Annotated in this window: 12 protein-coding genes and 2 tRNA genes; 8 read left to right on the forward strand and 6 right to left on the reverse strand. The window is 66.5% G+C overall.

From position 1 onward, the window contains the following. Nucleotides 1–62 precede the first annotated feature (62 nt). The 4 genes from dmsB to KHZ24_01545 all read left to right on the forward strand — a co-directional run bounded on the left by dmsB (nucleotide 63) and on the right by KHZ24_01545 (nucleotide 3,501). The gene (dmsB, locus tag KHZ24_01530; protein ID MBS5449886.1) at nucleotides 63–686 is read left to right on the forward strand and encodes a dimethylsulfoxide reductase subunit B; all 624 of its coding nucleotides are present in this window, start codon (nucleotides 63–65) and stop codon (nucleotides 684–686) included. Between the two features lie 186 nt (nucleotides 687–872). Next, entirely contained in the window at nucleotides 873–1,463 is a 591-nt protein-coding gene (locus KHZ24_01535; protein MBS5449887.1) for a 4Fe-4S binding protein, read from the forward strand. Between the two features lie 123 nt (nucleotides 1,464–1,586). Beyond that, nucleotides 1,587–2,282: a Tat proofreading chaperone DmsD gene (dmsD, locus tag KHZ24_01540; GenBank protein MBS5449888.1), complete on the forward strand. Its 696-nt coding sequence runs from the start codon at nucleotides 1,587–1,589 to the stop codon at nucleotides 2,280–2,282. A 211-nt stretch (nucleotides 2,283–2,493) separates the two neighbouring features. After that, nucleotides 2,494–3,501 (forward strand): dimethyl sulfoxide reductase anchor subunit, encoded by a 1,008-nt coding sequence (locus tag KHZ24_01545; GenBank protein ID MBS5449889.1) that lies wholly within the window; start codon nucleotides 2,494–2,496, stop codon nucleotides 3,499–3,501. A gap of 10 nt (nucleotides 3,502–3,511) precedes the next feature. Here the strand turns inward: KHZ24_01545 and KHZ24_01550 are convergent, their stop codons facing one another. Continuing rightward, on the reverse strand, nucleotides 3,512–3,952 hold the full coding sequence (locus KHZ24_01550) for a pyridoxamine 5'-phosphate oxidase family protein (protein MBS5449890.1): 441 nt from the start codon (nucleotides 3,950–3,952) through the stop codon (nucleotides 3,512–3,514). Nucleotides 3,953–4,526: 574 nt separating this feature from the next. Between KHZ24_01550 and KHZ24_01555 the strand changes: the two genes are divergently transcribed. From KHZ24_01555 to KHZ24_01565, 3 genes are all read left to right on the forward strand, one after another. Then, on the forward strand, nucleotides 4,527–6,095 hold the full coding sequence (locus KHZ24_01555; GenBank protein MBS5449891.1) for an alkaline phosphatase: 1,569 nt from the start codon (nucleotides 4,527–4,529) through the stop codon (nucleotides 6,093–6,095). 287 nt (nucleotides 6,096–6,382) lie between these two features. Further along, nucleotides 6,383–8,083: an FAD-binding protein gene (locus KHZ24_01560; GenBank protein MBS5449892.1), complete on the forward strand. Its 1,701-nt coding sequence runs from the start codon at nucleotides 6,383–6,385 to the stop codon at nucleotides 8,081–8,083. A gap of 402 nt (nucleotides 8,084–8,485) precedes the next feature. Beyond that, a complete protein-coding gene (locus tag KHZ24_01565; protein MBS5449893.1) occupies nucleotides 8,486–8,644 on the forward strand; it encodes a hypothetical protein in 159 nt (52 codons plus the stop codon). Between the two features lie 235 nt (nucleotides 8,645–8,879). Here KHZ24_01565 and KHZ24_01570 read toward each other — a convergent pair. Then, a tRNA-Gln gene (locus KHZ24_01570) sits at nucleotides 8,880–8,954 on the reverse strand. A 52-nt stretch (nucleotides 8,955–9,006) separates the two neighbouring features. Beyond that, on the reverse strand, nucleotides 9,007–9,960 hold the full coding sequence (locus KHZ24_01575; protein ID MBS5449894.1) for a peptidoglycan-binding protein: 954 nt from the start codon (nucleotides 9,958–9,960) through the stop codon (nucleotides 9,007–9,009). A 300-nt stretch (nucleotides 9,961–10,260) separates the two neighbouring features. Here KHZ24_01575 and KHZ24_01580 point away from each other — a divergent pair, with 300 nt between their 5' ends. Further along, nucleotides 10,261–11,451, forward strand: coding sequence for a L,D-transpeptidase family protein (locus tag KHZ24_01580; GenBank protein MBS5449895.1), 1,191 nt, complete (start codon nucleotides 10,261–10,263; stop codon nucleotides 11,449–11,451). Between the two features lie 233 nt (nucleotides 11,452–11,684). Here the strand turns inward: KHZ24_01580 and KHZ24_01585 are convergent, their stop codons facing one another. From KHZ24_01585 to KHZ24_01595, 3 genes are all read right to left on the reverse strand, one after another. Continuing rightward, nucleotides 11,685–12,701, reverse strand: a complete 1,017-nt coding sequence (locus KHZ24_01585) for a polyprenyl synthetase family protein (protein MBS5449896.1) — start codon at nucleotides 12,699–12,701, stop codon at nucleotides 11,685–11,687. Between the two features lie 91 nt (nucleotides 12,702–12,792). Beyond that, nucleotides 12,793–12,877: transfer RNA gene (locus KHZ24_01590), tRNA-Leu, on the reverse strand. 120 nt (nucleotides 12,878–12,997) lie between these two features. Then, nucleotides 12,998–14,083 carry a phosphatase gene (locus tag KHZ24_01595; GenBank protein ID MBS5449897.1) on the reverse strand — a complete coding sequence of 362 codons (1,086 nt, stop codon included), beginning with the start codon at nucleotides 14,081–14,083 and terminating at the stop codon, nucleotides 12,998–13,000. Nucleotides 14,084–14,098: the final 15 nt, after the last annotated feature.

Genomic DNA, 14,098 nt, shown 5'->3' on the forward strand with positions numbered 1-14,098 from the left:
ATCGGAGAGGCCCGGGCCCCACAACCCACACTCACTGACCCACTGTCAAGAGGAGTACCCTCATGCCTCAGTATGGCTTTCACTTTGACGGACAGCGCTGCACTGGCTGCAAGACCTGCCAGATGGCCTGCAAGGACTATAACGATCTGGCACCCGACGTCACGCTGCGGCGCGTCTTCGAGTACGGCGGCGGCTCGTGGGAGCAGGACGGCAGCGGCCTGTGGAGCGCCAACCTGTTCACGTACTTCGTCTCAATGGCGTGCAACCACTGCGACGACCCCGCCTGCCTGACGGCCTGCCCGCAGAACGCCATCTCCAAGAGCGCGGAAACGGGTCTCGTCACCCGCGACATCGACCTGTGCATCGGCTGCGGCGCCTGCGCAACGGCCTGCCCTTACGGCGCGCCGAAGGTCGACCCCGCCATCTCCAAGAGCGTGAAGTGCGACGGATGCGCAAACCGCGTCGAGCAGGGGCTGTCGCCGATCTGCGTCCAGTCATGCCCGGCGCGCGCCCTCGACTTCGGGCCCATCGACGAGCTCCGCGAGAAGTACGGCGACGTCGCCGAGATCGCCCCGCTACCCTCCGCCGAGCAGACCGGTCCCAACCTCGTGATCACCGCCCCGCGTGACGCCCGCGAGGTCGGCAGCGAGGACGGCACCGTCGCAAACGTCCGCGAAATCGCATAGCGAACGATATGCCGTCCACAGGGGTGCCCGGATCGCAGAGCACCCCTGTGGACGTCTCGCATCTCCCAAAAGCACGCTATCATCGACACAGACAGATAGCCGGCATGAAAAAACGGGAGGGCGAGACGCGTGCAGCTTGGCTTTCACTTTGACGCGCGGCGCTGCACCGGATGCAAGACGTGCGTCATGGCCTGCAAGGACTATCGCGACAACGGTACGGACATCGCCTTTCGGCAGGTCTACGAGTACGTCGGCGGCACGTGGGAACAGGGGGCCGGCGGGCTGTGGCAGCAAGGAGGCCCGGCCGGGACGCCCTGCTTTGCCTGGTTCGTGTCCGTCGCGTGCAACCACTGCGCCCGGCCCGTCTGCGTCGAGGTGTGCCCCACCGGCGCCATGCACAAGGACGCCGGCACCGGGCTCGTCTCCGTCAACGCCCGGCGTTGCGTCGGTTGCGGGTACTGCGCCCTGTCCTGCCCCTACCACGCCCCGAAGGTCAATCGCGAGCTCGGGCGCAGCGCCAAGTGCGACGGGTGTGCCGACCGGGGAGCCAAGGGGCTACCGCCTGTCTGCGTCGAGGCATGCCCCGTGCGAGCGCTTGACTTCGGCGAGATAGAGACGCTGCGGCAGCGCTATGGAACGCAGGCCGACCTCGCTCCCCTGCCAAACTCCGCCGACACCTGTCCCAGCCTCGTCATCACGCCGCCAAAGGCCGCCGAGGTCGTGCCAGCCGAGCAGCTGGCCTGCGGAGGAGTCGCCAACCTCCGAGAGGTCGTTTGAAGGGCCGGGGAGGATATCCCAAGTCGGAGGCGTCCCGCCTCCCCGCCCGCCAGGGGCGACGCCCGCCATGCTACCCAGACAATAGGTCCGTCTGCCATTCGTTTTTATGCGCAAGGAGGAGACATGGACACACGAGAGACGCCCGAGAAGCGCGCCGCCGTCATGGAGGGGGTCGCGTTCGTCGGGGAGACGCTTGCCCCGTTCTTCCTGCAGGATCCCGCCACCGGTGAGGCGGGCGCCTCGTTTGCCGCCGTGGCAGCACTCGACGCAGATGCCGCGGCCCGTGAGTGGCCGTTTGCCGAAGAAGCCGACGCCCACGCAGGCCTCTCGCTCATGGTCGCGGGCCTGGAGCCCGAGGCGGCAGGCGCAAGCGAAGAGGGCATGGGAGCCTACCGCCACGACGGCCCCCTCGCGCGCGAGTACCGTCGCCTCTTCATCGGCCCCGCTCCCAAGCCCGCGCCGCCGTGGGGCTCCGTCTATACCGACCGCGAGTGCGTCGTGTTCGGAGAGACGACGCTTGAGCTGCGCACATGGATGCGGCTCAACGGCATCGCGCGCGCAACGGACGACCACACGCCCGAGGACCACATCGGCCTGATGCTCGCCCTGCTCGCTTACCTCGCGCGCGAGAAGCCCGAGATTGTCGCCGAGTTCCTCAAGCTGCACCTGCTGACGTGGTCGTCGCACTTCCTCGGCGAGCTCGAGGATGCCGCCGAGCAGCCGTTCTACCGGGGCCTCGCCCACCTGACGCGCGCGAGCCTCGAGGGGATGCAGGCAGCGCTCGGCATCGAGGTGACGTACCCGCGCTTCTACCGCTAGCCGGGCCCGGGGCGCTCGCACGCCCGCGGCGCCCCGCCCGCACGCGTCATCCATCGAGTGCGGGCTGACTCGCGTCTCTTTTCGCCGTTCGCGGAAGTTAAGCCTCATGCGGGGATTATTGACCTGCAGGAATGGCGTTCAGCTTGCTGAAAGGTCCGTATCAGCCCGCATTCGATGAGGAGCTTGCCGTCCCCGCCCCCGGGAGGTGACCATGACCGGCCTGCCACTCGCACTCGAAGAGATCACGCTCGTCGCGTTCACGACGCTCGCGCCTTCCGGGGCCGTGGCGCTTGCCCTGCAGTGCGCCTTCATCGCCGCTGGCCGGCGCGCAGGTGCAGACGCCCTCCGTTCTCGGCTCATCAAACTGCTGTGGGTGCCAATCGTCGTGACGATGGTCGGCCTCGTGGCATCGGCGACGCATCTCGGCAATCCGTCTAACGCGCTCTACGTGCTGACGGGCATCGGCCGCAGCCCCTTGTCAACCGAGGTTGGCGCGGCAGTCGCTCTGCTGGCGGCAGCGGGCCTGTTTTGGCTCTATGGCTTCTCCGAGCATCCGCGAGGCGGCCTGCAGCAGGTATGGGCCGGCGTCATCGCCGTGCTGGCGGCAGCCTTCGTGACGACGGTCGCCCTCGCATATGGGGCACGGACGATTCCCTCGTGGAACACGCCGCTCGTCCCCGCCGCGCTGTGGCTCCAGGCGCTCACGGGCGGACCCGTCCTCGCAGCCGCCGTCATGCGTGCTGCGCAACCCACGCAACCCGATGACCCCAAAGCAGACTGGGCCTCTACCCCCTCGCAGACGCCCGCGAAAGCCCGCGAGACGCAGAGCGCGGCGAAGACGCAGACTGTTCCCGCAGCTACGCCGGTGATTCCTCGCCTCGAGGCCGGCATGCTCGCACTGGTGAGCGCTGCAATGCTGGCGGGCTTCGCCGTCGGCATAGCCCGCGGCCTCGAGCTCCCGGAAATCCGCAGCTCGCTCGCAACGGCGGCCGAGCTCGTCCCCCACTACTGGCTGATGCTCGGGATTTCGACAGCCCTCCAGGCAGCTGGCATCGCCCTGGCCTGGCGCGCATGGCGCATCCCCGAGAGGCGCCCTGAGCCGGTCCCCTCGCCCCTGCGCCGTGCCCGACCTCTCGTCACGGCGAGTTGCCTCATACTGCTCGGCATCTTCGTCGCACGGTTCACTTTCTACATGACGCATCTCACCAGCGGGCTATAGCGGCGGCGCCCTACAGCTCGACGGGCACCCACTCGTCGTGGTTGCAAATCCAGGCCTGGGGGTGCTCGACGGAGAAGAACACGAGCGTGGGATCGTCGGGGCCGTCGTAGCTCTCGCCGAGCTTCGTGAGGTGGTCATAGCCGGCAGCGCGCATGTCCGGGCGCGCCTCGTCTTTGAGCCCGGCCTCGCCGCGCAGGATGAGCCAGCCGTGTCCCGGCCACCACGACGTGGCCTCGAACCGCTGATTGACGAGCAGCTCCTGCCAGACGTCCTTCGTCGTGGCCGTCACGAACCACACCTTGCCATCCTGCTCGGCAGCGAAGCTGAACGGGCGCACGTGCGGCTGGCCGTCGACGCTCGTGGCGAGATACCATGCGGGCACGGCGCCCAGGTACTGCAGGATCGTCTCGATGCCGGACGGAGTTGCGGGCGTAGAGGGCTCGATGGACATGGTAGCGGTTCCTCTCTTCATCGGGCGGCCCAAAAACATGGCAGACGATGGCGCCCGCCGCGGGCAGAGCGCAGCTGGCAGCGCCCGCCATACGCAAGATACCACGCGCACGCGACAGAGCACCGCGCCAACGCCAGCAAGCCTTTTGCGGACGCGTCGTCTCCCCCGACCGCAAGCCGGCAGTGGCGCCCGCGCCACGGCGACTGCAAACGCCCCCCACACGCATCTCGCGCCTGCCCACGGCCGCATCGCCCCGCCCCAACTCGCAAGTACCCCATCGCCCTGGCCATGCGCCGGCAGCAGCGCCCCACGCCACGGCAGCTATCCGGCACCTGACCGTCCCCTTACGCAGCGGGTGCGCGGTAGCCCCTCCTTGCTCCCGCGCTTACAAACCCGTCCCTCGCAAGCCCTCGACCCTTGCCCGGCGCTTACGCGCCCCTGCCAGGCGCCCCTGCCCCGGATGACACAATGGGAGCCGTCGCACCGCCCAGCGCCAGCGCCCAACCCGGCCCGGGCACACCAGCAGAGGACCGCCCCACGATCGGACGGTCCAGGAGAGGGAGGCATCCGCCCCATGCAGAGCTCGCACATCGCCCATAACGCCCTGTCCCGCCGCTCGTTCATCGCCGCCGGCGCCGGTGCCGCGGCCGCCAGCCTCGCCGCAGCCGGCTCCGCCATGGCTGCCGAGGGCAGCGCCTCCGCCGACGCCAAGGGCGCCGCAGACGCATCCGCGCCCAAGTACATCTTCCTGTTCATCGGCGACGGCATGGGCAACGAGCAGGTGCAGATCGCCAGCTTCTTCAAGGGCACGACCGAGAACGCCGGCGCCGTTGTCTCCTCGCCGCTCAGCTTCATGCAGTTCCCGACCGTCGGCAGCGTGACCACGTACGACAGCTCGTCGTTCTGCCCCGACTCTGCCTCGACGGCCACATCGATCGCCACGGGCCACAAGACGCTCTCCGGCACGATCAACATGGACCCCGAGACGCTGACGACGCCGTACGAGACCATCGCCGAGAAGCTCCACAGCCAGAAGGGCTTCAAGGTGGGCGTGCTCACGACCGTCAACATGAACCACGCGACGCCCGCGGCGTTCTACGGCCACCAGGCTAAGCGCAGCAACTACTACGAGCTGGGCGAAGAGCTCGCAGCCAGCGGTTTCGAGTACTTCGCCGGCGGCGCATTCCTCGCTCCCACTGGCAAGGAGGAAGACAAGACCGACCTGCGCGACGTGGCCACCGAGGCCGGCTACACCGTCGTCGAGACGCAGGCCGATGCCAAGGCGCTCAAGGCCGGCGACGGCAACGTGCTCATTCTCTCCGAGCAGATCGCCGACGGCGGCGCCATGAACTACGACCTCGACGCCGCCGAGGGCGAGTGGCGCCTCGTTGACTATGTCGAGAAGGGCATCGAGCTGCTCTCCGATGCCGAGAACGGCTTCTTCATGATGACGGAGGGTGGCAAGGTCGACTGGGCCTGCCACGCCAACGACGCTGCCTCGAGCATCCACGACGTGCTGGCGCTCGACACCGCCGTGCAGGCCGCCGTCAAGTTCTACGAGGAACACGCCGACGAGACGCTCATCCTCGTGACGGCCGACCACGAAACCGGCGGTCTGGGCATCGGTTACAAGACGACGAACTACGACACGTTCCTGGGCAACCTCACGCACCAGACGATGTCCTACGCCAAGTTCGACACCGACTACGTGGCGAAGTATGTCGAGGACAAGCCTGCGTTTGCCGACGTACTCGCCGACGTCAAGGCCTGCTTCGGCCTCATGGCCGCCGACGACGAGGACGCTGCCCAGGCCGGCGAGGCGGGCGTCGACGGATCGCTCGTCATGACCGACTATGAGCTCGACCTGCTGCACGACGCCTACCAGCGCACCATCGAGGTCGGCGAAGGCTCCCAGGACGAGATGGCGCAGCCCGACTACGAGCTGTACGGCACGTACCAGCCGTTCTCCATGTGCATCTGCCACATCCTCGACCAGAAGGCCGGCATCGGCCACACGACGTACGCCCACACGGGCGCGCCGGTGAACATCTACGCCTTGGGCTGCGGCGCCGAGCAGTTCGCGGGCGCGTTCGACAACACGCAGATCTACGAGAAGCTCGCCGCCCTCACGAACGTGCAGTAGGCGTCGGCACCAAGACGGGCGCTCGAGCAGGCGGGGCCGGAATCGCGTTGGCGGTTCCGGCCCCGCCTTTTGCTATCGGCATCGGAAGCGTGCCCTTCAAGCATCGTCCCAGGTAAAGGGCCGGGGTTATAGGTGGGGTTACCTGCCGGGGCCTCGTGGTTATGACTTTAGGCCGTGCCGAAATCCCCGGGGCACGCCATAGTCGAAGCCGTGAGAGCCACGGGGCGGAGGCGCAAGCCAAGGCCCCGCGGAGCACGTCATCAACCGACCCGAAAGGATGATGCGCGATGTCCAACGTCACCCGCAGGAACTTCGTCAAGGGCGCCGGCCTGGCCGGTGCGGCCGTGGCAGCCGGAACCGCCCTCGCCGCACCGGCGCTCGCCGCCGAGGGCGCGCAGGGCGCAGTCGAGTACCCGGCCGGCCTACAGGCATCCGACTTCGAGGAGTCGCCCGTCGAGCTCGCCCCCATCACGGAGTTCGCGGAGGAGTACACCTACGACGTCGTCGTGATCGGCGCCGGCACGGGCGGAGTGCCCGCGGCGCTGTCCGCCGTCGAAGAAGGCGCGACGGCCTGCTGCCTGCAGAAAGAGAGCGCCCCGCTCTCTCAGGGCGGCACGTCGACGGGCATCATGCTCGACGAAAGCGACGAGCAGGGCGTCATGAACCACATGCAGGGCTTCATGGCCGACTGCCACTGGCGTGCCGACCGGGGCCTCGCCCGCTTCTACTACGACCACTCCGGCGAGACGATGCGCTGGATGGAGGTCCGCTCCATGGAGGCCGGTTTCCCTCCCTACAGCATCGGCGAGGTCACGTACGACTACGATGACGGCACAAAGTGCACGAAGAGGTCGAACCGCTTCGGGCCGAAGCCGTACACGAACAACGAGCTCATCTGCGCGCTGGCCGACCTGGCTGCCGAGCGCGGCGTCGACTTCTACTTCAGCTGCCCGGGCGTCCAGCTCATCCAGGACGAGAGCGGCGCCGTGACCGGCGTCGTCGGCAAGAAGGAGGACGGCTCCTACGTCAAGTTCAACGCCACGAAGGGCGTGATCATCTCCACGGGCGACTACCAGAACAACCAGAGCCTCGTCGAGCGCTACTGCCCCGACATCAAGGACTTCGATCGCAAGCAGGTCGGCAAGACGGGCGACGGCATCCTCATGTCCATGGCCATCGGCGCCGGCTTCGTGCCGGTGGGCCACTCGCACATGATGCACGACTTCGACTCCGGCCCCATGTTCAACGAGCCCTTCCTCACCGTCAACGAGGACGGCGTCCGCTTCATGAACGAGGACGCCGAGTTTGAGCAGCTCAACAACGAGCTTCGCTCCCAGCCCAAGCCCGGCTGGTACTCGCAGATCTTCGACGCCAACTACGTCGACCAGGTCACGGAGTGGGGCGGCTCTGCCACGGATCCCGAGAAGCTCGAGGTCTACATGCCTGCCGTCGAGATGGACCGCTCCGTCGAGTCCGGCAAGGGCGTCATCGAGTACCTGCTCGACACGCACCGTGCCGACACGCTCGAGGAGCTGGCCGACATGCTGGGCATCCCGGCCGACGCCCTCGTTGCGAGCGTCGAGCGCTACAACGAGCTCGTCGACGCCGGGTTTGACGGCGACTTCGGCAAGAAGGCCCAGTACCTCAAGCGCATCGACACGCCGCCGTTCTACGGCATCCACAAGCACATCCGCGTGTCCGCCCTGTGCGCCGGCGTGACGGTCAACGAGAACTACCAGGTCACGAAAGCCGACGGCACCGTCATCCCCAACCTATGGGCGACGGGCTTCGGCGCGGGCCAGCTCTGCGGCCTGCCCGACTGGTCCATGTACACGGGCGGCATGAGCGCCGGCCACTGCATGACGTCGGGCCGCTACTGCGGCATCGCCGCCGCGACCGGCAAGTACGAACCCACGACGCCCATCACCGATGAGGACGTCGCGGCCGCCGGCTACGACATGGACGCCATCCACGGCGTGAAGAAGTAGCGCGAGCGATCAGCCAGGCGTACCAGCGGCGCCGCCCGCAGGCCTCGTGCCCGGGCGGCGCCGCTTTTTGTGCGGCCGGGGGCGCCGGCAACTCGCAAAACAAAAACAGCCCGGCGGCGCAAGGCCTCCGAGCTGCGAGAACGCGTGGCTGGGATAGAGGGATTCGAACCCCCATAGCGGGCACCAGAGAACGAGCGTGGAGACATCCACGGCAAGCGGATACCGGAAAGCCCCCGCACAACCAAGGGGGCGTCATGCAAGACCGATAGGCCGCCCCATTCGGGGATTTTCGTGCGTACCATTCCAATGGTGTGGGCGTGCGGCACGCCCTGTAGAATCGAACGCGGCACCAGCGATGTCCCGACTGCGGGCGGCGCTTCCAAGCGATTGGGGGTGTTCGCCATGCTTTCAGAAATCCTCAACGCCATCGCGGCAGTCGCAACCATCGGAGGCTTCCTCTTGGAGGTCTTTGAGAGGGTCTGCCGGCTCCGCAAGGGGAAGAATACGCACGTACGGGAGACTCGGGAGGAAGCAATCAAGAAAGCTTCCGAAAACAAGTAGGGCCGAGGACGGCAATCCTCAGCCCTAGAATAACCACCGCGCCGCCCGCTCCCAGTTAAGCTCTACGGGCTCGCTGGTACCGCTATTATACCCCTCGGGCCCCGCTGCATCGCGCCCAATGCGGCGCCACGCAGAAATATGGCACGGAGACCCGGCATCGACTTTACATATGGCACAACAGCTCGCAAAACAAAAACAGCCCGGCGGCGCAAGGCCTCCGAGCCGTGAGAGCGCGTGGCTGGGATAGAGGGATTCGAACCCCCATAGCGGGCACCAAAAACCCGAGTCCTAACCGTTGGACGATATCCCAGTGCGAGAGTGAAGTCTACCAGCTGCGGCGCCGACGTCAAGCGTGCCCCGCCCTACGCCTCCATGGCGTCAAGGGCAGCGCACAGGGCGTCAAGCAGCGTGATAGCCACGCTCTGCACCGTGCGGTCGGTCACGGAACCGTCGTAGTTGTTAAGCCCCGGCAGTTCGACACGCAGGCGCAGGGGGCGAGGGGCACCAGCCGGCAGCGACTGCAGCGCCGACGCGACGCGCCCCGGCAGCAGCGCCAGATCGCTCACGATGACGTTGAGCGTTCCCTCGGACAGCTCCTTGTGCTCGGGCAGCTCGACAGTCGATACCGTGAGCACGACGTCGGCCTTTGCCAGCATGGCAGGGTCGCGCTGACCCGCCGTGTCCGTCAGCGTGAAGCTCGCGTCGGGCGTCGTGGCACACGCCACGTTCCACATGCGGCTAACCATGCTGCGCGAGATGGGATCGACGCCGCAGGCAAGCACGCGCGTCCGGCTCAGCACGTCCACCGCGCGCACCAGGCCCGTGTGCGGCTTGCTGAACTCAGGCGATGCCGTCTTGCCCATCCACACGTGATGCAGGCGCTCGATGGCGTCGAATGTGTCTTGGAACGCCATGCCGTCGGCGTACAAGCCCGCGTTGTCCTGAAACTCGCGCACGGCCGCTTCCGTGTGCGGGCCGTAGTAGCCGTCCACCTCACCGCACGAAAAACCCAGCACGTTGAGGGTCATCTGCAGATGCGACACGTCAGCGCCGTGGAAATATGGCAGGCGCAGGTAGAGCGTGCGATCGCCCAGCTGGTACGTCGCGTCGACGAGCGCCGCCCACGCCTGATCATCGATCTCGTCACCCGCCGGCAGGCCCTCGGCGCTACGGAACGCCCGCACGGCAACTAGCGTCGTGGGGCCAAACTCCGTTGCCTCGCACTCGCCAGGGTCAACCGTATAGTTGAGCGTAATGAGCCTGTGCTGCACGTCCTCGACCGCAGGCCCCGTCTGTCCCTTGCAAATCGGCTTCACGAGCAGGTCCCCTCGTCGTCCGGCCTGAGCAGGGCCTTCCGTACGACAAATCGCATAACCGCACGTAGTCGCAGGAGTAAAAATCCCTACTTCATTGGTAGTTTATTCATGGGTTCACCCGTACCAACACACAGCGTGCGCATACGAGAGAGCCCTTCCACGGTATTCTATGACATGTAGGCGTGTACGACCAACGCCCGCACCGTTTGAGCAGAGCGCGTCCGGCGGAATGACCGTCCGCGCTCACGCCTCCACGCCACCGAGACGGGGCATCGTCCCCACGCAAAGGCAGGCCTACCCATGCGTCTCAGCACTCCCCTCAAGGTTGCGCTCATCGTCGCGTTCGCCGCAGTGCTCGCCGTCGGCGGCGTCGTCGGCGTCGCATTTGCGCACGACCGCTCCGAATACGACATCGTCCCCGACAACACGTCCGTCAACGGCGTCGACGTCTCGGGACTCACGGAGGACGAGGCCATCGCCCTCGTCAGATCCCAGCTCACCGCAGCCTCACAGAACGTCTCCGTGACGCTCGTCGACCCCAACACCGGCGAGACGTACCCCCTCACTGTCGAGAACAGCGTGTCGTACAACATCGCCGCCTCCGTCGAGGATGCCCTCGATCGCAATCGCGACCGCTCAGCGCTTAGCCGCATCATGGAGGACGCGACGGGCGACGAGCTCGCGCCGCTCGACATCCCGCTCGAGTACCAGGTTGACAGCTCATCGGTCTACAGCCTCGTCAGCTCCATGGCGGGGACGATCAACCGCGATCCGGCCGACGCCTACCGCGACTTCAACGACGACGATACCGTGACGCTACACAACGAGGTTTACGGCCGCACGCTCGACGTCGACGCGACCGCCGCTGCCGTCACCACTCAGCTCCAGAGCGCCGTCAGCTCCGGCATGTCCGCCGCTGACCTCACGGCCAATCCCATCCAGGTTCCGATGACCGCGGCGACGGCCGAGCCTGCCGTGAAGGCCGCCGACCTGCCCCCCTGCATCATCATCAACTACGACACGACGACGCTTTACGTTTACGGCACCGACCCGACGACGCCCATCTTTGAGTGCGCCATCGGCTACGGACGCGGCACGGATGAGGACGGCACGTTCACGAGCCCCGAGGGCCTGCACTACATCGAGTACAAGGACGCCGCTCCCACGTGGAGCAACCCCGATCCCACGGGTTGGGGCTCCAACCTCCCGGCTTTCGTCGAGGCGGGCCCCGACAACCCTCTGGGCCTGCGCGCACTCAAGGTCAGCGACGCCCCGATGATCTACCTGCACGGCGTCAACAACCCCTGGCTGACGCACAACAATGAGAGCCACGGCTGCATCAACATCTACAACGACGACATTGTGCAGCTGTTCGACCTGATCCCCGACCCGTCGACCGTCTCGACGCCCATCTACGTCTACTTCCACGGTACGCAGGCCACCTACCCCGGCGGCGCCATCGACGCCTACTACGCGTCGCTCGGGTACTAAGGACAGGCCGACCTGCCCCAAAAGTGTCGCTCGCCACACATGGGGATGACAGCATATCGGTAGGAAACGGAGCCTGTGCCTGGTTACGCCGGGGTACAATGAAGCCACCGGCGGCCCGCAGGTCTACTTAACCTTGGGGCGGGCGGCGCGGTTGTTGTTATAGGGCCGAGGGTGCCACCTCGGCCCTATTCGTTTTCGGAACGTACGCCTCCGCCAAAATGGCAGCGCCCCTCTTACGCCAGGCGCTCGACGAAGAAGTCCGCCATGGAGAGCAGAAGCTCCTTGGGCTTGCGCTCGAGCTTGACGGACTCCAGAGCCCGCTTGGCACGCGCCGTCAGGTCAAGCGAATACGTGCGCGCATAGTCGAGCGCACCCGCCTCGTCCATGAGGCTAACCGCACGCTCAAGCCGGGCGGGATCAGCCGTATGCGCCGAGAGGATGCCCCTGAGCTCGTCGGCAACGCCGGCATTCTGGAGCGCGTACACCGCCATCAGCGTGCGCTTGCCCTCCGTGATGTCATTGCGGAAGTCTTTCTGCGCCGACTCTTTGTCGCCCACAAGGTTGAGCAGGTCATCCTGCAGCTGGAAGGCCAAACCCGTTGCCAGGCCAAACGAACGCAGGGCCTCGATCTGCTCCTCGGAGCCTCCGCCAATGATCGCGCCACAGGCCAGCGGCACCGCAGCGGAATAGTATGCCGTCTTGTGCGTCGCCATGGACAGGTAGTCGTCAACCGCAAGATCCCAGCGATCGTCGCGTGCCCAGCCGATGTCGAGCGCCTGACCCTCAATCGTGCGCGTCGTCATGTCGACGAGCTCGCCGAGCACGCGGACCTTCGTAGCGTCATCGAGTCGGTCGTCGCGCAGCACGATGCCCGTGACCTGCGAGAGCGCAAGGTCACCGTCGTTGACAGCCAGACCAATGCCCTGTGTGATGTGCAGGCACGGCTCGCCGTGGCGCAGTTCGCCCTCGTCAGCGATGTCATCGTGGATGAGCGCGGCGATGTGGAAGTGCTCGACAGCCGCCGCGGCGCTCGAGGCAAGGCGGGGATCACCGCCCACCGCAGCGCATCCCAGCATGCACACCATGGGCCGATGGCGCTTACCGCCGTTGGCCGAGTACGCGGAGAGTGGACCGTAGAGGTAGCGCCCCATGTCGGAGTGCTCGCCCCGCCCCTTGTAGTACGAGGCGATGAGCTCGTCCACCTGCTTGTAATGCTTGTTGAGAAACGCCGCGAACTCGTTCTGCTTCATGCTGGCAGCACTTCCTGATCGTCATGGATGGTGCCGGCCCAGGCCCGGACAGAGCCACCGGAACCTCGCACCGGGCGCCGAGAATCCATGCTGGTAGGAGCGGCGGGACTCGAACCCGCAAGCCTTTCGGCGGGAGATTTTAAGTCACCTGCGTATGCCAATTCCGCCACGCTCCCGTCAGCGTGAAAACTGTAGCACACGCTGCGGATATGGCCGCGCGGCACCCCCGCAACGCACACGACGCACAACGGGCAGATCTGTGGCGAAAGACAGGTGGCAAGCCAGGAAATACGCCGCTAGGCCCGACACGCCTCAAGGAACGGGCGAGCCGGCGTCGACCTCGGCAGCCAGCCGATGGGAGAGGGCGCGCCGTCACACGCACAGCGCAGGCAGGTCAGCAAGCCAAAGAGCGAGTCGGACTCGCTGGCAACGTAGGCATCAAACCCACCCACATCCATGAGCTCGTCGAGGATAAGTGCGCCCGCGGCGATGACGTCGGCGCGCTTCGGCTGCAGGCCGGGCAGGGCTCTGCGCTCGGAGGCGCCCAGGGAGAGCAAGCGTGCCGTCAGCTCGGCAACCTGAGAGCGCGACGTGCTATGCAGGTGGACAAAGGACGAGTCGTAGGGCACGAGCTCGTTAGCAACGGCGACAAGCGACGTCGCCGTGCCACCCACGCATGCAAGCGTCCCAGGGATGGCCTCTCGAGAAGAGGCGCCCTCGAAAAACGCGCCGAGCGTCGTGCGGATAAACACGCGGGCAAAATCGACATCCCGGGACGAGGGGATGTCGGAGGCACCGAAGAAGCGCTCTGTGACACGGCGGCATCCCACGTCGTACGAAACGCCGCACCCCACAGCCAGGGCTCCCTTACCACCGGCATTACGCACGCCCTCGATGAGCTCCGTCGATCCGCCACCGATGTCGGCGACCAGAACGCTTTCGCCGGGAAAGTCGGACGTCACGCCGAGCAGGGACAGCCGCGCCTCGGTCTCGCCGGGGATAACCTGCGCGTCGAGCCCAAGCGCTGCGAGGCGCCCCAGCAGCTCATCGGCGTTGGAGGCGTCGCGAGCAGCGCTCGTCAGCGTTATGGCGATGTCACTAGCAGCCTGGCCCGCATCTGCGAGCTCGGCAAGGCGCGCGCCGTAGCCAGCGATGGTCGCGCACGTTCGCTCGATGGCGACAGGATCCAGCGCGCCGCTCGCATCGACGCCCGTCCCGAGGTTCGTGATGATGGCCTGACGCTCAAGCGGCCGTACCCGTCCATCAGCAAAGACATCAGCAAGGATGAGCCGCGTCGAAACGGTCCCCACGTCGATAGCGGCGAGCAAGCGCGCATCATGCGGGGTACATGGCGCCTCGGAAGCGGTATGTATGTTGGTCACGAGCGTCCTCCTCTC

This window comes from Coriobacteriia bacterium, from assembly GCA_018368455.1.
Classification (GTDB): Bacteria; Actinomycetota; Coriobacteriia; order Coriobacteriales; family UMGS124; genus JAGZEG01.